Source organism: Pseudomonas sp. NPDC098747 (assembly GCF_044760045.1).
GTDB lineage: Bacteria > Pseudomonadota > Gammaproteobacteria > Pseudomonadales > Pseudomonadaceae > Aquipseudomonas.
The window spans coordinates 66,115-88,916 of record NZ_JBIWAL010000014.1; the positions used below are offsets into that span (position 1 = coordinate 66,115).

Genomic DNA, 22,802 nt, shown 5'->3' on the forward strand with positions numbered 1-22,802 from the left:
GGTTATCTCCGGGTCGGGTCGAACGTGGCGGGCAGTGTGGCCCAGCAAGCGTCGTAATTGGATTGCAGTTGCGGGCAGTCGAGGGCGAAGCGGCTTGGGCGCAGCACTTGGCTGGTCTCGAACATGAAGGCCATGGTGTTGTCGATCTTTGCCGGCTTCAGCTCGGCATTGATAGCTTTGGTGCAGGTCTCGCCATCCGGGCCGTGGGCGCTCATGCAGCTGTGCAGCGAGGCGCCGCCGGGCACGAAGCCTTCGGCCTTGGCGTCGTATTCACCCTGGATCAGGCCCATGAATTCGTTCATCAGATTGCGGTGGAACCACGGCGGCCGGAAGGTATTTTCGGCCACCATCCAGCGCGGCGGGAAGATCACGAAATCGAGATTGGCCAGACCGTGCACGCTGGTCGGTGAAGTCAACACGGTGAAAATCGACGGATCGGGGTGATCGAAGCTCACCGTGCCAATCGTATTGAAACGACGCAAATCGTATTTGTACGGCACGTTATTACCGTGCCAGGCGACTACGTTCAGCGGCGAATGATTGAGCTCGGTTGCCCACAACTGGCCAAGGAATTTCTGCACCAGCGTGGTCGGTTGCTGCAGGTTTTCGTAGGCGGCGACCGGGGTCAGGAAGTCGCGCGGATTGGCCAGACCGTTGCTGCCGATCGGCCCCAGATCCGGCAGGCGCAGCGGTGCGCCATGGTTCTCGGCGATGTAACCGCGCGCTTGCGGGTCGAGCAGCTCGACACGGAATTTCAGGCCACGTGGCAGCACGGCAATTTCCAGCGGGGCGACTTCCAGCACGCCCAACTCAGTGGCAATCCGCAGACGCCCCAGTTGCGGTACCAACAGCAGTTCACCGTCGGCGTTGAAAAACACCCGCTCCATCGAGCGGTTGGCAGCGTAGTTGTAGATGCTGATGCCCGAAGGTTTCTCGGCGCCGGAATTGGCCGCCATGCTCACCAGTCCATCGATGAAATCGGTCGGTTCGGCGGGGATCTCCAGTGGGTTCCAGCGCAGGCGATTGGGGGTCACTTCACCCAAAGGCCCGCCGGCCAGTTGCCGTTCCAGCTTGACGAACGCCGGGTGATTGGCGGACGGCTGAATCCGGTACATCCAGGTGCGCCGCGCTTCACTGCGGACCATGGTGAACGCAGTGCCGGAGAACAATTCGGTATAGAGGCCGTAGGGGGCTTTTTGCGGGGAATTCTGGCCGACGGGCAGCGCGCCGGGCAACGCTTCAGTGCTGAATTCGTTGCCGAAACCGGACTGATAAGCCAGCGTCGACGCGGTTGAATCGAGGTTCATGGAGCCTCCTGAACAGGGAGTCGGCAGTGGCCCATCGCTCTGGCTCAGAGGTTTCGGCACGCCGGGGTTGTTATTATCGTAATTCAATTACGCATAACGTAATTTGCTCGCTATCCAGCGTCAAGCTATAAAGACGCCCATTCGTATTGGAACCCGGCCGCACCATGGAAAAAACCAGCGACAGTAACGGCAAACAGAAAGTCCGCTCCGCCGAAGTCGGCACCGACATCCTCAAGGCTTTGGCCGAGTTGTCGCCGTCCACTTCGCTGTCGCGCCTGGCCGAACATGTGCAGATGCCGGCGAGCAAGGTTCACCGCTACTTGCAGGCGTTGATTGCCAGCGGGTTCGCCGAGCAAAACTCAGCGACCAACCACTACGGTCTCGGCCGCGAGGCCTTGCGCGTGGGCCTGGCCGCACTCAACAGTATGGACGTGTTGAAAGTCGCCGCCCTGCCCCTGTCGGAACTGCGCGACGAACTCAACGAAACCTGTTTCCTCGCGGTGTGGGGCAATCAGGGCGCAACCGTGGTGCACATCGAACCGGCGGTGCGTGCGGTGACGGTGGTCACACAATTGGGGTCGGTGTTGCCGTTGCTCAGTTCATCGACGGGACTGGTATTCAGTGCCTACCTGCCCCATCGGGAAACCGACGAACTGCGCGAGCGGGAAATCTCCATCGCCGAGCATCCACTGAAGGACGCAGACGCCTACTCGACATTGTGCCAACAGATCCGCGAACGCGGTTTGCATCATGTGCACGGGTTGCTGATGCCGGGCGTGGATGCCTTGTCGGCACCGGTGTTCAATGCTGTCGGACAGGTTGCCGCGGTGCTGACTATCGTCGGCCCGACCTCGTTGTTCCACGCTGACGAAAACGGCCCGGCGGCGCAGCGATTGTTGGCTGCGACGCGGGCCGTGAGTTGGCGGATGGGGTTTGACGCCTAGGCGCTTTGCCCGATCCGTCGGTCAGCGACTTTGTGAAGGCTTACAGCAACACCGTTTTGCTGTCGCCCGCCGCTTCCTCTTGCAGAGCCTCTTTGATAACCCTTGCTACAGCTCAAGCCCCAGCAACTTGGCACTTGCTACCGCTTGAGTTCTTCTCTCGACGCCCAATTTTCCATGTATCCGCCTGGCGTGAGTCTTTACCGTGTGCAAAGAAATATACAACTCATCTGCAATCTGTTGATTGGAATGGCCCTTGGCAATCAAGCGCAAAACCTCCAGTTCACGTTGACTGAGCAAACCACTACCGCCCGCCACTTCAACAGTGGCCGGCTCCGAGACCGCGCTTGCCAATACTTGCGACAGTCCGGGGTGGCGCAGTTGCAGCTCACGCAACGCCTGATGCAGCCCATAGTGACGGGCCAACTCCAGACCCTGCTGCAAGCAGGCGCGCGCCGAAGTCTGATCACCCTGCGAAAAGGCCACTTCCGCCATGGCCAGATGCAAGTCGGTTTCCAGAATGAACATCCTGCAGCGTTGCGCTGTTTCGAGCAGACGCTGTAGCCGGCCCATCGGATTGCGAGCCGATCCTGAACCCACCTGGGCAAGGATCAACAAGTACTCAACGCGGGGTATCAACTCGAGTGTCGCCGGCGGCGCCTGCAAGGCGTCCGCGCCTTGATAGTGCCGCAACAGACGTGTCATCGCCTCGCACGCCAGTTCATGACGACCCTGTTGCAGCCAGAAAAGACTGCTGACTTGCAGCACCACGCCGCGATAAACCGTGTCCGGAACCTGCCGTTGCTGCATCATTCGCTCCGCATCGCGCAGCCACACAAACGCTTTCTCATAATCCGTCTGATTGGCAGCCAGTTGCGCCAGCCCCAGATAGCCGTAGAGGACACGCTTGTCATGGTTGCGTCCGCAACCGTCCAACCCGGACTGAAAAAACGCCGCTGCCGAGGCATCCAGGCCCTGACTCAGCGCAAGACGCCCACGACGCAGCGCAATCCGTCCCAACAGCGGAGTCAGGCGGTTCGGTTGCCGGACGAGTAAATCATGCACGCCCGCCAAAAGACTTTCAGCCCGGGGTGCCGCGCCGCGCTGCTCGAGCAATTGCCCGTGATCAAGCTCCAGCAGTGCTTCGAAAACCAGCGAGCCTTGCGCCCGTGCCAGACACAGTGCCTGGCGATTGCGGGCGTGGGCGACGTCCAGCTCGCCACGCAACAAGGCTTGCTGGGTCAACCCTGACAAACACATCACCCGGGCGATCCAGTTATCGAAATCGAGTACCTCCAACGCTTGCGAAAAGTATTCGTGAGCGCCCTCCATCCGCCCTTCCAAATGCAGTAACCAGCCCTTCAAGGTTTGCCAACGCGCAATCAATTGCCGCTCATGCGCTGGCGAAGGCTGCGGCATGAACCGCCCCAGATGCTCGATACATTGCGCAGCCTGTTCAAAACGACCGGCGAAGAGTAACGCCGCTGTAATCAGACCGACCAGTTGTGGGGTGCTCAGGGTCAACTCTTCACCCTGATGCTCATGCAGTCGCAATAACAGCACCACGGTTTGCTCTTCAAACAAATGCTCGAAGCTGAAGTACTGCAACAGACTGACGGCGATTTCATATTCTTCGGCGAGCAACGCCTGTTCGAAGGCCGAACGCCAATCCTGCCGCCAGGAAAACCACTGACACGCCCGCCGATGCCAGGAACGACCTGCGGGCCATTGTTCGTCACGCATCACCCGCGACAACGGTGGAAAGACCTGCAACCAATCGGCCGAGTCGTGCCACGGCTCGATAAAGCAGCCCAGTGTTTGCAGGGTGCGCAAACACTGGGCGCCCTCCCCGGCGCCGAATAAATGCTCACACAGCTCAGCGTTGAATCGCGGCAGATGCGCGAGCACGCGCCAGTTTTCGGCCTGCTCCGGCGTGAGGCTATTGAAGAGTTCGTGTTGCAGATAATCCAGCAGCGTATCCACCCGTTGTTGCGGTTGATTGCTTTGCGACCAGTCACATTTTTGCAGCAGCGCCATGCGCACCCCGGCGCACCAACCGCCGGTACGCTGGACGATGCGTGCAGCGACAGTGTGGGCCTGCTCGGGCGGCAGATGTCGCAGCGCTTGGGCGATTTCGCCCGGGGTCAGGGCCAGCGTCGGGGATTCGCACTCGTACAGTTCGTCGTCGAGCAACAGCCGCGGCCAGTTGCATTGCGGCCGTCGGCGGGTGCCGATCCACCAGGTGAACACCGGGCTACTGACCGTCAGTAAGCGGTCGAGCAACGCATCCAGCGCTGGATCCGGCAGCCGACAGTAGTCATCGATAAACAGCCAGGTCGGCAACGACCAGCGACTCAGCGCAGCGACCAGGCCGGACTCCGTTGGGTCAGCCAGTCCCAACGCCTGTGCCAATCGCAGACAAAATTCGTCGCCACTCATTGCCGCGCCAGCCAGCGGCAGCCAGCACACTTCGCAGCGTTGCGGCGCCTGAAGCAGGCACTCGGCTAGCAGCGCACTCTTGCCGCTGCCGGCAGGCGCGCAAATGAGCCTGACCCGTGCCACCGACTCCAGCAATGGCTCGCTCAATCGCGCGCGCGGCTGGTGATGGGAGGACAGTCTGGGGAGAAAACCGGGGCGATCCAGACAAGCAGTCATGGCGGTCATCGGATGAGCCTTTTTATAGTTGTGAGCTCACCCTAGCCCTCTCCCGGCAGCTTGGTGACAAGTATTCAGCGCGCTGATTAGCGGCCATAAAAAAGGCGACCGCACGGTCGCCTTTTTTATGGCCGATGTATCAGAACCGTTACCGCACGCCCTCTGCACGCAGGGCCGATGGCGTGTAGTCGGCAGCCTTGGCTTCGAAGCCGAATTCGTAGCCATGCTTCTCTTCGTTCTTCATCCCCAGGGCAATGTAACGGCCAGCAATAATGTCGTAGAGCGCTTCGAGGGTGTAGGCCGGAGCCTGATGATCGTAGTAGTACTCAGCGTGACCTTCGGCGACTCGCCACAGTTGTCCGCGACCGTCGTAGTGATCGGCGAGCGCCACTTGCCAGCTGTCCTCGTCGATGTACATGTGACGCTTGGCGTAGATGTGCCGCTCGTTCGCCTTGACCGTGCCGATCACCTCCCAGACGCGGTGCAATTCATAACGCGTCAGGTCCTGATTGATGTGCCCGGCCTTAACGATGTCGTCGTATTTGAGCTTCGGCGAGTCGAGTTTGTAGCTGTTGTACGGAATGTACATTTCCTTTTTGCCGACCAGTTTCCAGTCGTAACGATCCGGTGCGCCAGAGAACATGTCGAAGTTGTCCGAAGTGCGCAGACCATCGGCTGCGGTGCCCGGGCCGTCGTAGGCCACTTGCGGCGCGCGACGTACTCGACGCTGACCGGCGTTGTAGATCCACGCCAATCGCGGTTCCTTCACCTGATCAAGGGTTTCGTGCACCAGCAGCACGTTGCCGGCCAGCCGCGCCGGCGCCGTCACCGACTGCTTGAAGAAGGTCAGCACGTTGGCCGCTTTTTCCGGATCGATATCTTTCATCAGTTGCGGCACGGCGATCTCTTCTTCGAAGCGAATCGGCGTGTAGCTGCCGTTGGTCTGCGGCGTGACTTGGGTGATGATCCGCTTTACGTTGCCGCCGTGATAACGGGTGATGTGGTTCCACAACACTTCCACGCCATTCTTCGGAATCGGGAAGGCGTAGTAGCGATTGCCGGTAAAGTTGGCCAGGCCGTTACCGTCGTTGATGGTGGTTACGTTGAGTGCACTGCGTTTGGCCGACTCGTAAATTTCAGGCGGCGCTGCGACGGTACGATGGGTCGGATAGACCGGGATCTTGTAGGTTTCCGGGTAGCGCTTGAACATCGCTACCTGGCCTTCAGACAGTTTGCTTTTGTACTGATCGACGTTGGCGGCGGTGATGGTAAACAGCGGTTTTTCATTGGCGAACGGGTCGGCGAGAAAGCCTTTGCTGTCCACCGCACCGGCGTTTTTCGGAATGCCGCCAGTCCATGCCGGGATCGAGCCGTCAGCGTTGCCGGCCTTCTCGGCGCCGAGCGGGGTCAGGCTGGTGCCAAGTTTGGCCGCCTCATCCGGCGACACCGCCGCCATCACGTTGGCCGCCAGCAGACTCAAGGTCAACACACCGCATTGCAGAATCATTTTGCGCATTGCTTTCATCCTTCTCGGGCAGATCAGAAGTTCACGCCGAAGCTCAGAGCGACGAAGTCACGGTCTTCGAGGACGTTGTAGTCGCCACCGAAAAAGTCGGTGTAGCTGAGGCTCGCGGTGTAGGTGTTGCGATAGTCGGCATCGACGCCGACGCTGATCGCTTTGGCGCCTTCGTTGAACAGGCCGTTAGGGCCATAACCGGCGACGTCGTGCGACCACGACAGGTTGGGTTTGAGGTTGATCCCGCCAATCACGTTGGCGTAATCGAGGATGGCGCGGCCGCGATAGCCCCACGAAGTCGAGGTGACAAAGCCTTCCGTGTCGCCACCGAAACCGTACTGGCCGTATACCGAATCGCGGCCATAACGCAGCTTGTTGCGCGACTCCAGACCGCCGACCCGCACCACCGCTGCTTCACCGACCAGCGTCAGGCGTTGGGCGCCCAGCACCTGGTCGAAGAAGTGCGTCAGGGTGCTCTGGATCTGCGTCACTTCCTTGCGCCGGTAGCCCGTGTTATCCGCACCGGGCGAGGTGGCAATTGGCGAAGCAGCGCCGCCGGCAATCGGGTTGAGCAACGACAGCGTCAGGTCGTTGGTGCTCAGTTGCACCGGCGCGTTTGGCCGGTAGCTGATCTCGCCGGTCCACGCGGTGCCGGTGGGCAGTGTGGTGGAGAAACTTGCGCCGTACAGGCGAATGTCTTCCGGGTATTCGAGATAATACTGACCGCGCCCGAGCATCACGCTTTGCGCCAGGCCCGAACCGCTGCCGGGGGCCAGACCATTGGCGATGCCGACCATGCCCGGCAATGCGGCCAAGGTCGAAAGCCCCGCCGTAGTGGTACCCACCGTCGGCGTGCGGCTGTGGTAGTTCATGAAGTAGAGGCCGTATTCGGTATCGTCGCCGAGCCAGCGCAATGCCGTGCCCCACTGCCCGGAATCGCGCGCATCGCGGTCGCCGCCACGGGGAATCACCACGCCTTCGCGGGTGACCTGAATGCCCTGACCAAACGCGGTGGTCAATGGCACAAACGGCGCAATGGCCGGGTTGCCGACGGTGTAACCGCTGGTGCAGCCGTCCGCCACCACGTCGACGCCGAAGAACGTGCCGCAGTTGTCGACAACGGTCTGGTCCCACTCCAGTTGATAGAAGCCTTCGATGGTCAACTGGTCGGTCAGGCCCTGGGACCCGAACAACATGTTCACGGGAATCAAGCCTTCCTTGATCTCCGCACCGGGGCGACGGAATGCCGACACGTCGATCGGGTTGATGCTGTTGATCGAGTTGCCGATGAAGGTACTTTCGCCCCAACTGACGACTTGTTTACCGGCGCGCACGGTGCCCGGTAAATCGGCGATGGAATAGTTGTGATAGACGAACGCATCGAGAATCTGCGCGCCGGATGACTTGGCGCCTTCCTTGCGACCGTTGTCGCTGATCTGCTTGAACTCGCGGTCTTCGTCCTTGAGTTCAAAGTCGTACCAATATTTGCCACGCACGAACACACCGGTATCGCCGTACTTGAGTTCGAGGTCGTGAATGCCTTTGACGATTTTCGAGAAGGTCTCACCTTTCTTGAAGTTCAAACGCCCGTCATCACCGGTCGAGGATTGCCCGGTACCACCGTTGACCGTACCGACCAGCGACTTGTCGGCATCGCGCATGCCCCAACTCGCACCGACCGAGAGCGACGAGTCAAACGTGCCCTCGATTTCCCCGATGTTGAAAGCGACCGCGTGCGCCTGGGCGCAGCAACCCAGAGCCACCGCGGCTGCTAGTGCCTGCGGTGTGAAGATGGCGCGCATTGTTTTTGTTGTCATGCGTCTTCCCCGGTGAGTGACAGAAGGCCCCACCCTACTGCCGCGTGACCGGGTCGATAAGCGCACCAAGGAGGTATTCGCGTTGTCGCTCGAAAGGATGAATGCCCTTGCAGTGCGCGGCTTTGCATCGCCCATGGATCGGCTGGATAGAGGATCATCAGTGCCGCGCATGGTGCACATCAGCCTCTACAGACTGTTGCATGCCCCGTAACAGTGCATGTCTGGAATCGCTATTTTTCCTACATGTTTGAAACCGTATTCTGAGCGGGCTTTCACGGGATACGCCGAAAAGCACCAAGCTTTGGTTACTGAGCAATTCAGGCCAAGGCTGACAAACTTCAGATGAATCGATGATTCGGTTTATCGCCCCGGTGTTCACTGACGTTGATTTGTAGCTCCTTGATCCAACGTCTTACCTTGGCCGCTGCGTTTGCAGCGGCCTTTTTTATGGGCGAATGATTTTCAGGCAGAGGAGGTCTTGCGGGAGGGGAAAGGACTTGAGCATGTCCTGTCGAATGACAATCGCGATCAGAGCGAATACTTCTGCAAATTCGCCATCATTTCCTTCAGCGCCTCGATATTGTCCTTCGGATGCGCCGCGCCTTCGAAATCACAAATCTGCTGCCAATGCGCCGCCACATCGTCGGGCGAGAAGCCCACTCGCGGATCGAACCCGGCGCCCAGGCTGCGTTCCCAGCGCACCTTGCCCATCCAACCACCGCCGACTTCAAACAACCCGGAAGTCTCCTGACATTGCTCGCTGGCCAAATACACCACTAACGGGCTGACCAGTTCCGGTTTCAGTTGCTCGAAGACTTGCGGCGGAATCAGCCCCTCGGTCATGCGCGTACCGCCAGTCGGCGCGATGGCGTTGACGAAGATGTTGTTCTTGCGACCCTCGATGGCCAAGGTGCGGGTGAGCCCGTATAGACCAAGCTTGGCCATGCCGTAGTTGGACTGGCCGAAGTTGCCGTAGATGCCCGAGGTCGAGGCGGTGAAGATCACCCGGCCATAATTTTGCTCGCGCAGGTGCGGCCATGCGGCGCGGGTGACTTTGTAGGCGCCTTCGACATGGACGCGATAGACCAGGTCCCAATCGGCGTCGTCCATTTTGTGAAAGCTCTTGTCGCGCAGAATCCCGGCGTTGTTGACCACGACGTCGACGCGGCCGAAAACATCCAGCGCGTTTTGCACAATTTTATCGCCGTCGGTGACCGAGTCGTGGTTGGCTTCAGCGATGCCACCGGCTTCACGGATTTCCGCGACCACACGATCAGCCGCAGACGCATTGGCGCCTTCGCCCTGAGTCGAGCCGCCGAGGTCGTTGACCAGCACTTTGGCGCCCTGTTTGGCGAACAACAAAGCATGGGCGCGTCCGAGGCCGCCACCGGCTCCGGTGACGATCACGACTTTATCTTCGAAACGCACAGACTCATTCATCGGGGCAACTCCAGCAGGCCAAGGGACAGTGAGCCCGAGTGTCAGGCACGGGGCTTTCGGTCACAACGAACACGGCAGGGGCTGAATGGTGCGCGATAAGGCTGGGGGATGATGTGCAGCAGAATCAAAAGATCAAAAGATCTTTTGATTCTTCAGGAACACGCGACCTTGCGCGGTGGCAGCGCAAAACGGTCACGAAACGCCAGGTAATGCTTGAGCACCTGTACTGGCGCCTCGATCTGCGGATAGTGGCCGATGTTTGATAACAACACGGTGTCCGCATCCGCAATCAACTCCCGATAGCGCTCGACCATGTGCGCACCGGAGATCGGATCGACTTCGCCGTCGATCACCCGCAACGGCACTTCACCGCGCTGCATCGCCGCCACCCAACGGTCACGCTGCACCCGGCGCTCGGGGATGTAGCCGATCAGCTTGTGCATGATGCGCGGGCCGCGATTGCTGTCGACCAGGCTCCAGAAATCGTCCAGCTCGCTCTCGGTCGGCCGGGTTTGGGGGCCGAAGATCTGGCGGAAACTTTTCACTAGCGCATCGCGGGTGAAGGCACGGCCGATCATCCAGCCCAAGGGGCTGAGCAACAGTTTTTGCATCAGTACCGGACGGTGGGTTTCCGGGAACAGACCGCCGTTGAGGAACACGCAACTCGCGACCTCGATCTTGTCTTCGTAGTGCCGGGCAAGCAGCTCCTGCGCGACGCTGTCGCCATAGTCATGGGCGAGGATGTGTAGCGGCTGTTCGACCTGCAAATGCGCGAGCAACGCCTGTTGCAGATCGGCCTGCTCCAGCAGGCTGTAATTGTGATTGATCGGTTTGGCCGAATCGCCGAAACCCAGCATGTCGCAAGCGATCACCCGATAACGTTGGGCCAGTGGTTGCCACAGGTAATGCCAATCCCAACTGGCGGTCGGGAAGCCATGGATCAGCAGCAGCGGCTCACCCTGCCCTGCCGTCCAGTAACGGATCGACTGGCCCCGAAAGACAAACGTCTGGCTGCGTTTACGCCAGACACACAGAGGAATCTCGGCAAGAGGCATTAGAGTTTATATCCGGGGTCTTGTTTATCGAGTTTGCGCAGCAGCGCCGGCCAGGCCAGCGCGCCACCCATGCCTTGAGCACTTTTGGTCACACCGGCGATCATCGCCTTGGCGCCTGCCAGAATCTGCGGTTCGATGGCGATCAGTTCAGCGCCGCCGGTCTGGGCCATCACCTGGATGTCGCAGGCGCGCTGGAAGGTGAACATCATCAGGAAGGTATCGGCGATGGTGCCGCCACAGGTCAGCAGACCGTGGTTGTGCAGCATGAGGAAATTGCTTTCACCAAGGTCGGCCTGCAAACGCGCCTTCTCTTCGTGGTTCAGCGCCACCCCTTCATAGCCGTGATAAGCCAGACTCGACAGTACGAACAGCGACTGCTGGCTGATCGGCAACACGCCTTGCTTTTGCGCCGAAACCGCCACGCCCGAAGCGGTGTGCGTATGCAGCACGCAAACCACATCGTGCCGCACTTCGTGCACGGCGCTGTGGATGGTGTAGCCGGCCGGGTTAATTTCGTAGGGACTGTCCATGAGCTTGTTGCCGGCCTGATCGACTTTCACCAGGCTCGACGCGGTGATTTCGTGGAACATCAGGCCGAACGGATTGATCAAAAAATCTTCGGTGCCCGGCACCTTGGCGGAAATGTGCGTGAAGATCAGATCGTCCCAGCCATGCGATGCGACCAGACGATAACAAGCGGCGAGATCGACTCGGGTCTGCCACTCGGCGGCGCTGACCTGCTCTTTGACACTAAGGGACGACTGGACGGGGGCTACGCTCACTGTATGCACCTCTGCGTTCTTATTGTTTTGCACGTGTCAGCAGTCTAGTCAGGCGCAGGCGATCGCGTAGTTGCATTGCCAGCCAGCTTGATGACTGAGCGGGTCAGCCATGCAAACTCCTTGGATCCACGTCAAAGCAACGACGCCAATAAGGGTGCGGCGATCAGCCCTTGAGCGCACCGATCAGATCCGCCAACCAAGGCTCGGCGTCGGTTTCCGGGGTGACGCTTTCGCTGGCATCCAGGCGCAACATGTCTTGCACTTCACGCAAACCAAGCTCGCTGAAAAACAGCTCGCGCATTTGCTCACCGCCACCGCAGAAGGTATCGCCGTAACTGGCGTCGCCCAAGGCAATCACCGCGCCGGGCAACCCGCGCCAGGCTGCTGGCAATTGATCGCGAATCATCGAATACAACGGTTGCAAGTTGTCCGGCAACTCGCCCATGCCGGTGGTCGAGGTCACGGCAAGAAACGCTTCAGGCGCGAAAGCCTGAACCTCGGCCAGGCTGGCGCGTGAGTTGTAGAAGGTTTCAAAGCCAGCGGCTTTCAGCAGGTTCTGGGCGTGGCGGGCGACTTCTTCGGCGGTGCCGTAGACCGAACCGGAGAGGATGGCGACTTTCATCAATCTGATCCTGAAGCTGAAAAAAAGAGCGGCGATAGTAACAGCCTGAGCCGCGAAGTTGCGATTGGCTCTCAATGAGCGTTGACAGCCTATGGACAGTCTCCACCGATCTTTTAGAATGCGCGTCACCGACAGCTCTGAAAGGATTCAAGGATGATCAACGCCAGTCTGCTGCAAATGGTGATCAACGCATCTAACGATGGGATTGTGGTCGCGGAAAAAGAAGGCGAACAGGACAACATCCTGATTTACGTCAACCCGGCCTTCGAACGCCTGACCGGTTACACCAGCGAAGAAATCCTCTATCAGGACTGCCGCTTTCTGCAGGCTGGTGACCGTGATCAGCAGAACCTGGAGCTCATTCGCGATGTATTGCGTAACAATGGCTCGTGTCGGGAAATTTTGCGCAACTACCGCAAGGACGGCACACCATTCTGGAATGAGTTGTCGCTTTCAACGGTAAAAAACGCCGATGACGGGCAGACGTATTTTGTCGGCGTGCAAAAAGATGTGACCGTTCAGGTCAAGGCTCAACAACGTGTTGCGCAGCTGGAAGCCCGGGTCGCCGCTCTGGAAGCCGAACTCTGCGCCTTGAAAGCGACAAACGGTTAAAACAAAACATCGAACCAGTTGTCATTAACTACAATCACCAATGACTTTGTAACTATTCCTTTCGAGTTAGCCATGCAACGCGACGCACTCTTGACCCAGGATGAGCTGGATTTTATCCAGACCATGCAGCACAACCCGCAGCTCAATGTGCGGGATGCGACGTCGAGTCTGCTGGTTAACGGCGGTTCTCAGATCCGTGATTTGCTCACGCGTCTGGCCGCTCACGAGCAAGTGACCATTCAGGCCAACTTCGAAAATCAGCAAATGACGTTTCCGCTGCATCTGGTGGAAGACGAGTTTCATGCGCTGCATCTGCGCCTCGGAGTGCCAAGCATCTACGAAGATGGCCCGATGGTTCGCCCATGGCGCCTGACACTTGAAGAGCCGGTGGCGCTGGAAAATGCCAAAGGCCAAGCGGGCACGCTGTGGGTGCACGAGGTTTCCCACAAAGGCGTTCTGCTAGAAGTGCGCAACAGGACCAAACCGCCCAAGCACTTCGCGCTGTGGTTCAGCCCGTCTGGTTATGAGCGGATCGCATTGCGCGGCAGTTTCGAGCGCGAAACCGAAAGCGGTTTCTTCGCCTACGAACTCAGTCAGACCGACAGCGATGAGACCGAGCGCCTGCGCCAGTTCATCCTGCAGCAACATCGCTTGACGCACCCGGCCCTGCACACCTGATTTCAGGTATCGAGCTTCCCCGCCAGAAATTGCGTCATGCGCTGACGCATGTTCGCCCCTTCATTACCCAGGCAAGCCACTGATGAACCGGCCAGGCTCTCTTGCGCCAGATCAGACGCATCGCCGGCGAGCATCAACTGACAATCAAGGCTCAAGGCAAGTCGATTCAGACGCCGGGGCAACTCGGCACTTGGGGCATGGTTGGAAAACAGCACCAGTGCGTCAGGTTTGGTTTTCTCGCAAACCAGCGTCAGCTCGTCGAACGGCTGGCCGGTAGTCAACACCCGAACCCCCGAGTCATTGCCACTCAGAAACAGCGCTGCCACCAGCAGTTCGAGCTCACGGCATTGCCCGGCCAATGCACTGACGATCACCCGTCGCGGTTGCGAGCCACGCAGGGTGACGATCCGATGCAACACCCGCGCCCGCAGAAACCCGTCGAAGAACAGCCATTCGCTGGTCTGCCCAAAGGCGTCCTGGCGCTGCAACAATTGCAGCCACAGCGGCATCAGGATGTCCTGAAACACCACGGGCAAGGCATAGGAAGAAAAGATCTGACCGTAAACACGGTCCAGTTGCTGGTCATCGAAAGAGCTGATCGCCTGCTGGAGTTGCACCTGCCATTGCAGATAGTCGGCCTGCACCAGATCATCGGGAATGATGTGCGCCAAAACTTTCAGCGGTTCGGTTTTGGCGAGAATCTTGCCGATCTTGCTGACCGCCACGCCACGATCGATCCAGTCGACGATGCTGCGAACACGCTCGATTTCGGTCATCGAATACAGCCGATGCCCACTGTCGGTGCGCACCGGCTGGATCAATCCATAACGGCGCTCCCAAGCGCGCAATGTGACCGGATTAACGCCTGTCAGCCGCGCGACTTCACGGATAGGGAACAGGTCCTCGCGCACGAGCGCAACAGATGCCTGCGAAACAGGGTGCGCGTCGGTCATGACAGGCATTTGGCCTCAACTTCCGGACTGGTTAATTGGATCCCATTCTAACCCTGATGCCTCGATTGCGTTCAAGTAGAGATATGCGACGAAAGTCTCTGGTTTAAACACGAAAATCAGGAATAATCCTTGCTTGTTGAAAAACGCAGGCCTCCACCCCGGCCTTGCGTCAGGCGAAACTCCTACCCGGAGTGACGCAATCGAGATACGGAGATACACAATGTCTACTTCACCCGTCACGCTGATGGTTGCGCGTCGCGTCGCCGATGGCCGCTATCAGGATCTGATCGCCTGGCTGCGCGAAGGCGAACAACTGGCCACCGACTTCCCCGGTTATCTAGGCTCCGGCGTGCTCGCACCGCCACCCGGTGATAACGAATTCCAAATTATCTTCCGCTTTGTCGATGAACAGACTCTGCATGCGTGGGAGCATTCAGCCTCGCGCACCGCTTGGCTGGATCGTGGCAGCGACTTGTTTGCACACCCCAAAGAGCATCGTGTCAGTGGCATCGAAGGCTGGTTCGGCACAAGCGTAGTCGGCCAGCGTCCGCCGCGCTGGAAACAGGCCGTTGCGATCTGGCTCGCGTTCTTTCCGGTGTCGCTGTTGTTCAATTTTGTCGTGGGTCCGTTGCTCGCTGACATGAGTCTTTTGCCGAAAGTACTGATCAGCACGGCGTGCCTGACGCCGCTGATGGTTTATTTCTTTATCCCGTTGTCGACGCGGTTGCTGGCGAACTGGTTGAACAGCACGCCGGCGCGTCCGCTGCCTGCCGCACCCTCTACGCAGAACCGGTGATCTCTCTGTGGGATGGCTGACAATAGGTGTCCGGTGGGTGTCGCTGTTATAGTTTTTACACCCACCGCGACACGAGCCGTTCATGACTACAACCTCCGCCCCGATCCTGATCACCGGCGCCGGCCAACGCATTGGCCTGCACTGCGCGCAGCGTTTGCTCGAAGACGGCCACAACGTCATTTTCACCTACCGCAGCGAGCGTGCCGGTGTGCAAACGCTGCGTGATCTGGGCGCCATCGGCATATTCGCGGATTTTTCCAGCGAAGCCGGCATCCTCGCGTTCATCGCCGAACTGAACACCCACACCGACAGCCTGCGGGCGATCGTGCATAACGCCTCCGACTGGTTGGCGGAAACCCCGGGCAGCGAAGCCGAAGCGTTCAACCGCATGGTCAATATTCACATGCTCGCGCCCTACCTGATCAACCTGCACTGCGCCGACCTGCTCAAGCAATCGACACCCGCCGACATCATCCACATCAGCGACGATGTCACCCGCAAAGGCAGCAGCAAGCACATCGGCTATTGCGCCAGCAAAGCCGGGCTCGACAGCCTGACCCTGTCGTTCGCCGCCCGCTATGCGCCGGCGATCAAGGTCAACGGCATTGCGCCGGCCCTGCTATTGTTCAATCCCGACGACGACGCGGCATACCGCGCCAAGGCCCTGGCCAAATCCGCGCTGGGCATCGAACCCGGCAGCGAAGTGATCTACCAGAGTCTGCGCTATCTGCTCGACAACCCTTATGTCACCGGTACGACCTTGACCGTCAATGGCGGAAGGCACGTCAAATAACGCTGCCCCGCGAGGATGCTCGATGACCCGCTCCCTGCCCGAGAACTACCGTGAAATCCTCATTGGCCTCGGTGAAGATCCCGACCGTGAAGGATTGCTCGATACGCCGGTGCGAGCGGCCAAGGCCATGCAGTACCTGTGTCATGGTTACGAACAGAGCGTTGACGAGATCGTCAATGGCGCGTTGTTTGCCTCTGACAGCGACGAGATGATCATCGTCGCCGACATCGAGCTGTACTCATTATGCGAACATCACTTGCTGCCCTTCATCGGCAAGGCCCATGTGGCTTATATTCCGACAGGCAAGGTGCTGGGGCTGTCGAAGATCGCGCGACTGGTGGACATGTTCGCCAGGCGCCTGCAAATTCAGGAAAACCTCACCCGGCAAATTGCCGATGCGGTGCAACAGGTCACGGATGCCGCCGGTGTTGCGGTGGTCATTGAGGCCAGACACATGTGCATGATGATGCGCGGTGTCGAAAAACAGAATTCGACCATGAACACCTCGGTCATGCTCGGCGCCTTCCGCGACTCGAGCAACACCCGTCAGGAGTTCCTGCAATTGATTGGACGGAGCAAGTAGATGCCACAACTTCAGCCGGGAATGGCGCGTATCCGGGTCAAGGATCTGCGCTTGCGCACCTTTATCGGGATCAACGAGGACGAAATCCTCAACAAGCAAGATGTATTGATCAACCTGACCATCCTGTACGCCGCGCAAGAAGCGGTGCGTGACAATGACATCGATCACGCGCTGAATTACCGCACAATCACTAAGGCGATCATCGCCCACGTCGAAGGCAACCGCTTCGCGCTACTCGAGCGCCTGACCCAGGAATTGCTCGATCTGGTGATGACCAACGCATCGGTGCTGTACGCCGAAGTCGAAGTCGACAAGCCGCACGCGCTGCGTTTTGCCGAATCGGTGTCGATTACCCTCGCTGCCAGCCGCTGAGTGTGTCTGGCGCATTGGCCGCCAGACTTTTATCATCCGCGCCACGAATTGACTGCACAGAGCCCATCATGACCGAGCAACAACGCCTCGAACTCGAAGCCGCCGCCTTCCGCCGACTGGTCGCGCACCTGGACAGCCGCAAGGACGTGCAGAACATCGATCTGATGAACCTCGCCGGGTTCTGCCGCAACTGCCTGTCCAAGTGGTACAAGGCCGAAGCCGACGAACGCCAGATCGAGGTCAGCCTCGACGACGCCCGTGAAGTGGTTTACGGCATGCCGTACGCCGAGTGGAAAGCCCAGTTTCAGCAAGAAGCCAGCGCCGAACAACAAGCGGCGTTCGCCAAAGGAAAACCCCATGAGTGACCTGAACACCCTGCGCGCCAGCCTCAAGAGCGGCGAACACGCTTTCGCCGACACCCTGGCCTTCATCGCCGCGGGCTATGACTACCAGCCTCAGGCGTTCAACAACGGTGGCGTGGAAAACGCCGCCGGGCAGAACGAAGGCTCGTGCAAGACCCTGGGTCTGGCGCTGCTGGAAGGCTTGAGTGACGAAGAAGCGCTGTTGGCGTTCGGTGAGCATTACCGCTCGGTGGTGGCCACGCCTGAGGGCAGTGATCACGGCAATATTCGCGCGTTGATCACGCAGGGTCTGGCCGGTGTGAAGTTCACTGCCCAACCCCTGACCCGCCGCTGATCTCAGAACCAGCGCCATTAACTGTGGGAGCGAGCTTGCTCGCGAATGCGGTCTGACATTCAATTTTTTGTCGACTGGCACACCGCTTTCGCGAGCGAGCTCGCTCCCACATTGGAACTGTGTTGCACCTGAAAATCGGGCATAAAAAAACCGGCCAAACTGGCCGGTTTTTTTGTGCCTGCGATCTTAGAACGAAGCGTTCTGCAGACCGTCCAGGTAACGCTCGGTGTCCAGTGCCGCCATGCAACCGGCGCCAGCCGAGGTGATAGCTTGACGGTAAACGTGGTCGGCCACGTCACCGGCAGCGAAGATACCTTCGACGTTAGTGGCGGTGGCGTTGCCTTCACGGCCGCCCTGCACGATCAGATAGCCGTCCTTCAACTCCAGCTGACCTTCGAACAACGAGGTGTTCGGGGTGTGGCCGATGGCGATGAACACGCCGTCAACGGTGATTTCGTCGAAGCTGCCGTCGTTGTTCTTCAGACGCGCACCGGTCACGCCCATGTTGTCGCCCAACACTTCGTCGAGGGTGGCGTTGAGCTTGAGGATGATCTTGCCTTCCGCCACGCGAGCGTTGAGCTTGTCGATCAGGATCTTCTCGGCGCGGAAGGTTTCGCGACGGTGGATCAGGGTCACGGTGCTGGCGATGTTGGCCAGGTACAGGGCTTCCTCAACAGCAGTGTTGCCGCCGCCGACCACTGCAACCGGTTTGTTGCGGTAGAAGAAACCGTCGCAGGTCGCGCAGGCCGAAACGCCCTTGCCCATGAACGCTTCTTCCGACGGCAGGCCCAGGTAACGGGCGCTGGCACCGGTGGCGATGATCAGGGCGTCGCAGGTGTAGGTCGCGCTGTCGCCGGTCAGGCTGTAAGGCTTGGAAGCGAAGTCGACGGCATTGATGTGATCGAAAACGATCTCGGTTTCAAAACGCTCGGCGTGCTCGCGCATGCGCTCCATCAGCACCGGACCGGTCAGACCGTGAACGTCGCCCGGCCAGTTGTCGACTTCGGTGGTGGTGGTCAGTTGACCGCCAGCCTGCATGCCGGTGATCAGCAGTGGCTTGAGGTTGGCACGCGCGGCATACACCGCAGCGCTGTAACCGGCAGGGCCGGAACCGAGAATGATCACTCGCGAATGACGGACTTCAGACATGGATCTGCTCCTGTTGACCGGCCAATACAGCTGGCGCGGACGCCGGACTGCCGGCGGAATAAAAAAGGACTGTGGATAACCTTGGGGAAGGCATGAGCTCGACAGTCCTGTAAAAAGTTGGGTGCAGCGTATCGAGGGGGGCAAGATTAAGGAAATACGGTTTAACAATCCAGCTCATAGGTGGTCTCTATGCCGAGACACTGATGAGATGGACGTCGCAGTATCTGAATGACACTAACAGTTAGCAACCAATAAGACACTGATTTAAAAGGATTTTTTTTCTCTAACAATTTTCGTTTTTTTTGCCTAATGCGCAGGTGAGAGATCTGATTAATTCAAGATCGGGATTGAGCCATACGGCGGCTTAGACGGATTGACGTGTTGACCGAATGGGTCGCAAGCAGGCCTTCGTGACAGGCCGCAATCGGCCATTAGCGGACGTTCGATTTCGGCTTCACTTCAGAACTCAAGCGTATCGACCATACCTTGGAGAGGTCGGCTGTACTTATCGCACTATCTAAGAGCTAACGTTTAACAGTTATACGTTGCCATGCGAAATATGGACTTTTACACCATCAGAAAATGCCCCGCGACCGGGGTCGGATATTCCTGTATGTAAGTAAGTAGTGCTCCAGTCTTTTACCATAGATAAGTAGCTGTTACGTTCGCTTCCTAGCTTGGAAATTTCTTCTGTCGAAAAAAATGACTCCAAACCATTGAAGATTTCTTGGTTTCTTTTAAAAGGGTTGAGTATCCCAAAAGAAGACCATGCGACGAGCAATGACCATGCTCTAACCAATATTTTCAAATCAGGGTCGAGATCATTCCATGTAATTTCCGGTGAATGCTCATTATGGGCTATTGACTTATTCCTATAATTAAAAGCCTTGGAATTGCTATTATCAAAATAACCCGTCTTTCTTTTGAAAGAGTCGTCGATGAAGCGGGCCTCATCTATATCGCAAGCCCCGTCTTCTTTAATCCATCCCCCGATTTCCTTCCAGAGATTTGCAAGTGAATTATCTCTGGCATCCGTAGAAACCAGCTTCCCGATCCCTACTATTATCGTATGAGCAGAGCCGATAAGCCATTGCTGCCAGAAAAAACTATTTTGTAAGCGAAGTTGCGTGCTAGGCGTTTGTTGCAGGGCATAAATAAAAGCCCTAACTTCGATAATATCCAATATTATTTGATCTATCCCTTGAGGATATTCACCTTTTTTCCGCTCATCAGACTCGATCCAGTTTTTTATCTCTTGAATCCATTCCTCAAAAAGCAGCTTTGAGTGCTCGGATGGATCATTGCTCAGATACTCTTCAAGCTGTTTGATTTTTTCCAGTGCACCTTCTTCAGTTAGCCTGGAATTTGTTTTGTTGTTGCAAAACTCCTTAGCCTCTAAAACATTACAAAGCATAAATCACTCCTTCCGCAGCGTATCTGTTGCAAGTAATAGCGAATAGATCTATAAAATCAAAGGGAAAATCTCTGGTAAGACGTTTCTCGTACAGCGTCTATGACCACGTAATCCTCAATACTAATCGCCGCATTGAAGGTCACAAGTGTCTAATCGCTAGGAGATGGCAAACGCGTTTGTGAGACCTTCGCTTCCCAGCAGCCAATAAACGAAAGGGCCCTCGTCTATGTGTCGAAAGTGACCCGGCCCCTCACAGAAAAGAGCCTTCACGCAAATCAGATGAGTAAGAATGTTTCTTGATGCGACCGTTAACCATGCGTGTAGGCAAGCAAGATCTCTTTGACGCTCGGCTTGTCATTCAGTTTTTTAACCATTTGCGCATAAATATCCGCCTCTTCGTTCTGACGAACCGGCTGCACACGCTGGTTTGGCAGCCGGAGAGCGTTCAACGTGTCCTCCCTGTGCTGCTGCAATTGAAGGTCGGCGAAAGGGATATTCATTGTTTTGCGCTCCATCACTATGCACGGTTAAAAAAACGATGGTTCAGCTCTGGTCGAAAATAATGCTTTCTGTCTATCCACACGAATCCATCATGCTTGCTGATGACCGCAACGTCGATTGGCCCCGATACTGACTCTGACGGACGCGTGACCCGCTCCTTGAGCGATTCAAGCTCAATCAAGCTTTTGGCTAGTCCGGCCATCTCCGGAAGCGGGAGCAAATGTACAATGGTTGACAGTGGAAATATATGCTGATTCCGCACGTGTTGATGCCATCGGTCAGAATGCGCAGTGCCTACCTCATCAATGATCTGCGCTCTTTTCGCTGCGTCAAGCGTAGCCGTTGTACCCAACTCTGCAATAATCTTGTCACTCAGCTCACCAAACGCCTGAGTGGTTGATGTGTTGACGGTATTGAATACGTCGGGCGAAATCCCCATTCGGAATGTGTCAATCATGTGGGTAGTAGCAAATGGCTGAATAACCGCAGGACAATTGGCGTCCATTATGGTTGGTGATAGTCTGTTTAGGATCAACCTATCACCCAAGAAGCCATAACAGTCAAATGTTTCGAGGACGGGGAAATATTCCTCTTTTCCATATCCCGCAACCACCACGCCTGTTTTGTCCGTGTACAAAAAGAACTCTTTGACTGCAAGTTTGGCCAAAGCCTCTAAGAATCTGGTGACTAAGAATTCTCTAGAACTGGATTGCATGAACAAAAATATTGAAGATCCGGCCATCGGGGCTAATTTTGGAGCAGTGCTAGCATATGCGTTAGCTATATCAGCATCCCTTAGTAATAAGGGCAGAGGCAACGCATCGATATCAATTTCACTCCGTTGAAGCGCACCGTCTATTTCTTCATCTGACTTGTTTGCAAGGTCTTCTAGTTGCTCAACACCAGCATGGTGTGCAATCCGCATTTGTAGTCGGTAGAGAGTCGCTGCAACCAAATCGAACAAAGTTGTAGACTTTGCCTCTTCCGAGAAAAATTTTTCTTCTTTCTCAACAAACTCAAAAAAGCGTTGAGGATAAGTTTCGAGCTTATCGTACTGGTCCTGCCCCAGAGACTCTCGGTAGGCCTTAATGGGTAACTCCCATGGCACGCCATGAAGATCTGCTGATCCGTATATCATCAAACCTACCGGCCCTACTCTGCTCAATTCAAAGAGTTTATTAGCCCCCTTAAAATAGCGCTTCTCCTGTTGTCCGTCCTTCCATGATGTGATTGTCGTAGCGCTGTCGGCAGCTAGCACTACAGCAGTTCGACTCATGATAGCGATTTCTGCGGTCATTGCTTTCCTCCTGATGGCAGCTTGAATATGGCTCACTTCTGATGAATCGCCAGCTCCCAGGACCACTGACGTAAGAAAATCCTTTTTCTTGTATATCGGGCGAGATGTTCGTATTAATTTTCGAGATTGCTCGAACCCCCATAAAGTCCGAACGTGTCTATGACAGTCGCTCGCGATCGGCGGGATTGGGCGGACGCTAGCTGGGCCGAAATAGTCCCTTCATCGAACGTCAGCTAATGGCCGATTGCTGCCTGTCGTGACAGGCAGCTTTGGGTCGATTTTTGCCTGTCGCCACCCTCAGATATGTGGCTTGGGGTTGGCAACCAGTTAAACATTGAGAGTGGGATGGAGTGATGGTGTTAAATCCAGTCCGGGATACGACTAACGCCCAAAATATTTGAGGCTTCAATCGACACGAATCTGTTGGGTGACCCGCGGTAAGTGAATGCGGCTTAATGCCCAGCGGCCGAAAAGTGAGAGTACCCACTTACATCGATTTGACCGAGACTACTTCCACAAACCTGAATTTTTTTCTGGCCGTCTTAGTAGCTTCTTGTTCTGCAACTAGGGAACTCAGCGTATCGGCCTCATGCACCATCTCGTGCATCTCGCCTTCAAATTCGTTTCCCACACGGAGGGTAACTCTCAACCTAGGTGTGAAGCCTTTTGAGACTGCCTTTTTCTTAGCTGCCTTCACCGGTTGCACGATCACAACATCCGGGACTGTGTCCTGCACGTCTGAGTTAATTGCCGGCGCAGAGGGCTCAGAATCACCGAATAGCGCCCGGCGCATCTCATCTTCCATCAATTCCGTATTCATACC

At 57.1% G+C, this 22,802-nt stretch carries 23 protein-coding genes; 9 read left to right on the forward strand and 14 right to left on the reverse strand.

The annotated features are described in order from the left end of the window. Positions 1 to 2: 2 nt before the first annotated feature. The gene (gene hmgA, locus ACIQVE_RS11695) at positions 3 to 1,307 is read right to left on the reverse strand and encodes a homogentisate 1,2-dioxygenase (RefSeq protein ID WP_402808097.1); all 1,305 of its coding nucleotides are present in this window, start codon (positions 1,305 to 1,307) and stop codon (positions 3 to 5) included. Between the two features lie 164 nt (positions 1,308 to 1,471). Here hmgA and ACIQVE_RS11700 point away from each other — a divergent pair, with 164 nt between their 5' ends. Then, entirely contained in the window at positions 1,472 to 2,251 is a 780-nt protein-coding gene (locus ACIQVE_RS11700) for an IclR family transcriptional regulator (protein WP_402808099.1), read from the forward strand. Positions 2,252 to 2,356: 105 nt separating this feature from the next. Here ACIQVE_RS11700 and ACIQVE_RS11705 read toward each other — a convergent pair whose 3' ends face one another. From ACIQVE_RS11705 to ACIQVE_RS11735, 7 genes are all read right to left on the reverse strand, one after another. Further along, positions 2,357 to 4,912, reverse strand: coding sequence for a LuxR C-terminal-related transcriptional regulator (locus ACIQVE_RS11705; RefSeq protein WP_402808101.1), 2,556 nt, complete (start codon positions 4,910 to 4,912; stop codon positions 2,357 to 2,359). A gap of 139 nt (positions 4,913 to 5,051) precedes the next feature. Continuing rightward, complete coding sequence (locus ACIQVE_RS11710; protein ID WP_402808104.1) at positions 5,052 to 6,419, reverse strand: DUF1329 domain-containing protein; 1,368 nt, start codon at positions 6,417 to 6,419, stop codon at positions 5,052 to 5,054. A 23-nt stretch (positions 6,420 to 6,442) separates the two neighbouring features. Beyond that, on the reverse strand, positions 6,443 to 8,236 hold the full coding sequence (locus ACIQVE_RS11715) for a DUF1302 domain-containing protein (RefSeq protein ID WP_402808107.1): 1,794 nt from the start codon (positions 8,234 to 8,236) through the stop codon (positions 6,443 to 6,445). Between the two features lie 528 nt (positions 8,237 to 8,764). Beyond that, entirely contained in the window at positions 8,765 to 9,676 is a 912-nt protein-coding gene (locus ACIQVE_RS11720) for an SDR family oxidoreductase (RefSeq protein WP_402808110.1), read from the reverse strand. Positions 9,677 to 9,828: 152 nt separating this feature from the next. Continuing rightward, on the reverse strand, positions 9,829 to 10,731 hold the full coding sequence (locus tag ACIQVE_RS11725; RefSeq protein WP_402808113.1) for an alpha/beta fold hydrolase: 903 nt from the start codon (positions 10,729 to 10,731) through the stop codon (positions 9,829 to 9,831). Then, entirely contained in the window at positions 10,731 to 11,513 is a 783-nt protein-coding gene (locus tag ACIQVE_RS11730) for a class II aldolase/adducin family protein (RefSeq protein WP_402808116.1), read from the reverse strand. The genes ACIQVE_RS11725 and ACIQVE_RS11730 overlap by 1 nt, the downstream gene beginning before the upstream one ends. A gap of 163 nt (positions 11,514 to 11,676) precedes the next feature. Then, a complete protein-coding gene (locus ACIQVE_RS11735; RefSeq protein WP_402808119.1) occupies positions 11,677 to 12,135 on the reverse strand; it encodes a flavodoxin in 459 nt (152 codons plus the stop codon). 153 nt (positions 12,136 to 12,288) lie between these two features. On the opposite strand from ACIQVE_RS11735, the gene ACIQVE_RS11740 reads away from it, so the two are divergent. Both ACIQVE_RS11740 and ACIQVE_RS11745 read left to right on the forward strand, forming a co-directional pair. Beyond that, the gene (locus ACIQVE_RS11740) at positions 12,289 to 12,747 is read left to right on the forward strand and encodes a PAS domain-containing protein (protein ID WP_402808121.1); all 459 of its coding nucleotides are present in this window, start codon (positions 12,289 to 12,291) and stop codon (positions 12,745 to 12,747) included. A 72-nt stretch (positions 12,748 to 12,819) separates the two neighbouring features. After that, positions 12,820 to 13,425, forward strand: a complete 606-nt coding sequence (locus ACIQVE_RS11745; protein ID WP_402808123.1) for a hypothetical protein — start codon at positions 12,820 to 12,822, stop codon at positions 13,423 to 13,425. Between the two features lie 2 nt (positions 13,426 to 13,427). Here ACIQVE_RS11745 and ACIQVE_RS11750 read toward each other — a convergent pair whose 3' ends face one another. Further along, positions 13,428 to 14,387, reverse strand: a complete 960-nt coding sequence (locus tag ACIQVE_RS11750; RefSeq protein WP_402808125.1) for a MerR family transcriptional regulator — start codon at positions 14,385 to 14,387, stop codon at positions 13,428 to 13,430. 211 nt (positions 14,388 to 14,598) lie between these two features. Here ACIQVE_RS11750 and ACIQVE_RS11755 point away from each other — a divergent pair, with 211 nt between their 5' ends. From ACIQVE_RS11755 to ACIQVE_RS11780, 6 genes are all read left to right on the forward strand, one after another. After that, complete coding sequence (locus ACIQVE_RS11755) at positions 14,599 to 15,174, forward strand: antibiotic biosynthesis monooxygenase (RefSeq protein ID WP_402808126.1); 576 nt, start codon at positions 14,599 to 14,601, stop codon at positions 15,172 to 15,174. 82 nt (positions 15,175 to 15,256) lie between these two features. Continuing rightward, on the forward strand, positions 15,257 to 15,967 hold the full coding sequence (gene folM / locus ACIQVE_RS11760) for a dihydromonapterin reductase (RefSeq protein WP_402808128.1): 711 nt from the start codon (positions 15,257 to 15,259) through the stop codon (positions 15,965 to 15,967). 22 nt (positions 15,968 to 15,989) lie between these two features. Then, the gene (gene folE, locus ACIQVE_RS11765) at positions 15,990 to 16,550 is read left to right on the forward strand and encodes a GTP cyclohydrolase I FolE (RefSeq protein ID WP_025109431.1); all 561 of its coding nucleotides are present in this window, start codon (positions 15,990 to 15,992) and stop codon (positions 16,548 to 16,550) included. Further along, a complete protein-coding gene (gene folX / locus ACIQVE_RS11770; RefSeq protein ID WP_016771653.1) occupies positions 16,551 to 16,922 on the forward strand; it encodes a dihydroneopterin triphosphate 2'-epimerase in 372 nt (123 codons plus the stop codon). It begins immediately after the preceding gene. A gap of 68 nt (positions 16,923 to 16,990) precedes the next feature. After that, complete coding sequence (locus ACIQVE_RS11775; RefSeq protein ID WP_402808132.1) at positions 16,991 to 17,287, forward strand: DUF1244 domain-containing protein; 297 nt, start codon at positions 16,991 to 16,993, stop codon at positions 17,285 to 17,287. Beyond that, complete coding sequence (locus tag ACIQVE_RS11780; RefSeq protein WP_402808133.1) at positions 17,280 to 17,618, forward strand: HopJ type III effector protein; 339 nt, start codon at positions 17,280 to 17,282, stop codon at positions 17,616 to 17,618. Before ACIQVE_RS11775 ends, ACIQVE_RS11780 begins: the two co-directional genes overlap by 8 nt. A gap of 186 nt (positions 17,619 to 17,804) precedes the next feature. Here ACIQVE_RS11780 and trxB read toward each other — a convergent pair whose 3' ends face one another. The 5 genes from trxB to ACIQVE_RS11805 form a co-directional block, all read right to left on the reverse strand. Next, on the reverse strand, positions 17,805 to 18,767 hold the full coding sequence (gene trxB / locus ACIQVE_RS11785) for a thioredoxin-disulfide reductase (RefSeq protein WP_150595022.1): 963 nt from the start codon (positions 18,765 to 18,767) through the stop codon (positions 17,805 to 17,807). Positions 18,768 to 19,305: 538 nt separating this feature from the next. Further along, entirely contained in the window at positions 19,306 to 20,181 is an 876-nt protein-coding gene (locus tag ACIQVE_RS11790; protein ID WP_402808137.1) for a hypothetical protein, read from the reverse strand. A 308-nt stretch (positions 20,182 to 20,489) separates the two neighbouring features. After that, positions 20,490 to 20,681 (reverse strand): hypothetical protein, encoded by a 192-nt coding sequence (locus ACIQVE_RS11795; RefSeq protein ID WP_402808139.1) that lies wholly within the window; start codon positions 20,679 to 20,681, stop codon positions 20,490 to 20,492. 17 nt (positions 20,682 to 20,698) lie between these two features. Then, on the reverse strand, positions 20,699 to 21,979 hold the full coding sequence (locus tag ACIQVE_RS11800) for a hypothetical protein (protein ID WP_402808142.1): 1,281 nt from the start codon (positions 21,977 to 21,979) through the stop codon (positions 20,699 to 20,701). A gap of 487 nt (positions 21,980 to 22,466) precedes the next feature. Next, on the reverse strand, positions 22,467 to 22,799 hold the full coding sequence (locus ACIQVE_RS11805; RefSeq protein ID WP_348124443.1) for a hypothetical protein: 333 nt from the start codon (positions 22,797 to 22,799) through the stop codon (positions 22,467 to 22,469). Positions 22,800 to 22,802: the final 3 nt, after the last annotated feature.

Excerpts from the sequence above, each read along its gene's own strand:
- hmgA (WP_402808097.1), bottom strand. The coding sequence starts at position 1,307 with ATGAACCTCGATTCAACCGCGTCGACGCTGGCTTATCAGTCCGGTTTC.
- ACIQVE_RS11700 (WP_402808099.1), top strand. The coding sequence starts at position 1,472 with ATGGAAAAAACCAGCGACAGTAACGGCAAACAGAAAGTCCGCTCCGCC.
- ACIQVE_RS11705 (WP_402808101.1), bottom strand. The coding sequence starts at position 4,912 with ATGACCGCCATGACTGCTTGTCTGGATCGCCCCGGTTTTCTCCCCAGA.
- ACIQVE_RS11710 (WP_402808104.1), bottom strand. The coding sequence starts at position 6,419 with ATGCGCAAAATGATTCTGCAATGCGGTGTGTTGACCTTGAGTCTGCTG.
- ACIQVE_RS11715 (WP_402808107.1), bottom strand. The coding sequence starts at position 8,236 with ATGACAACAAAAACAATGCGCGCCATCTTCACACCGCAGGCACTAGCA.
- ACIQVE_RS11720 (WP_402808110.1), bottom strand. The coding sequence starts at position 9,676 with ATGAATGAGTCTGTGCGTTTCGAAGATAAAGTCGTGATCGTCACCGGA.
- ACIQVE_RS11725 (WP_402808113.1), bottom strand. The coding sequence starts at position 10,731 with ATGCCTCTTGCCGAGATTCCTCTGTGTGTCTGGCGTAAACGCAGCCAG.
- ACIQVE_RS11735 (WP_402808119.1), bottom strand. The coding sequence starts at position 12,135 with ATGAAAGTCGCCATCCTCTCCGGTTCGGTCTACGGCACCGCCGAAGAA.
- ACIQVE_RS11740 (WP_402808121.1), top strand. The coding sequence starts at position 12,289 with ATGATCAACGCCAGTCTGCTGCAAATGGTGATCAACGCATCTAACGAT.
- ACIQVE_RS11745 (WP_402808123.1), top strand. The coding sequence starts at position 12,820 with ATGCAACGCGACGCACTCTTGACCCAGGATGAGCTGGATTTTATCCAG.
- ACIQVE_RS11750 (WP_402808125.1), bottom strand. The coding sequence starts at position 14,387 with ATGCCTGTCATGACCGACGCGCACCCTGTTTCGCAGGCATCTGTTGCG.
- ACIQVE_RS11755 (WP_402808126.1), top strand. The coding sequence starts at position 14,599 with ATGTCTACTTCACCCGTCACGCTGATGGTTGCGCGTCGCGTCGCCGAT.
- folM (WP_402808128.1), top strand. The coding sequence starts at position 15,257 with ATGACTACAACCTCCGCCCCGATCCTGATCACCGGCGCCGGCCAACGC.
- folE (WP_025109431.1), top strand. The coding sequence starts at position 15,990 with ATGACCCGCTCCCTGCCCGAGAACTACCGTGAAATCCTCATTGGCCTC.
- folX (WP_016771653.1), top strand. The coding sequence starts at position 16,551 with ATGCCACAACTTCAGCCGGGAATGGCGCGTATCCGGGTCAAGGATCTG.
- ACIQVE_RS11775 (WP_402808132.1), top strand. The coding sequence starts at position 16,991 with ATGACCGAGCAACAACGCCTCGAACTCGAAGCCGCCGCCTTCCGCCGA.
- ACIQVE_RS11780 (WP_402808133.1), top strand. The coding sequence starts at position 17,280 with ATGAGTGACCTGAACACCCTGCGCGCCAGCCTCAAGAGCGGCGAACAC.
- trxB (WP_150595022.1), bottom strand. The coding sequence starts at position 18,767 with ATGTCTGAAGTCCGTCATTCGCGAGTGATCATTCTCGGTTCCGGCCCT.
- ACIQVE_RS11790 (WP_402808137.1), bottom strand. The coding sequence starts at position 20,181 with ATGCTTTGTAATGTTTTAGAGGCTAAGGAGTTTTGCAACAACAAAACA.
- ACIQVE_RS11795 (WP_402808139.1), bottom strand. The coding sequence starts at position 20,681 with ATGAATATCCCTTTCGCCGACCTTCAATTGCAGCAGCACAGGGAGGAC.
- ACIQVE_RS11800 (WP_402808142.1), bottom strand. The coding sequence starts at position 21,979 with ATGACCGCAGAAATCGCTATCATGAGTCGAACTGCTGTAGTGCTAGCT.
- ACIQVE_RS11805 (WP_348124443.1), bottom strand. The coding sequence starts at position 22,799 with ATGAATACGGAATTGATGGAAGATGAGATGCGCCGGGCGCTATTCGGT.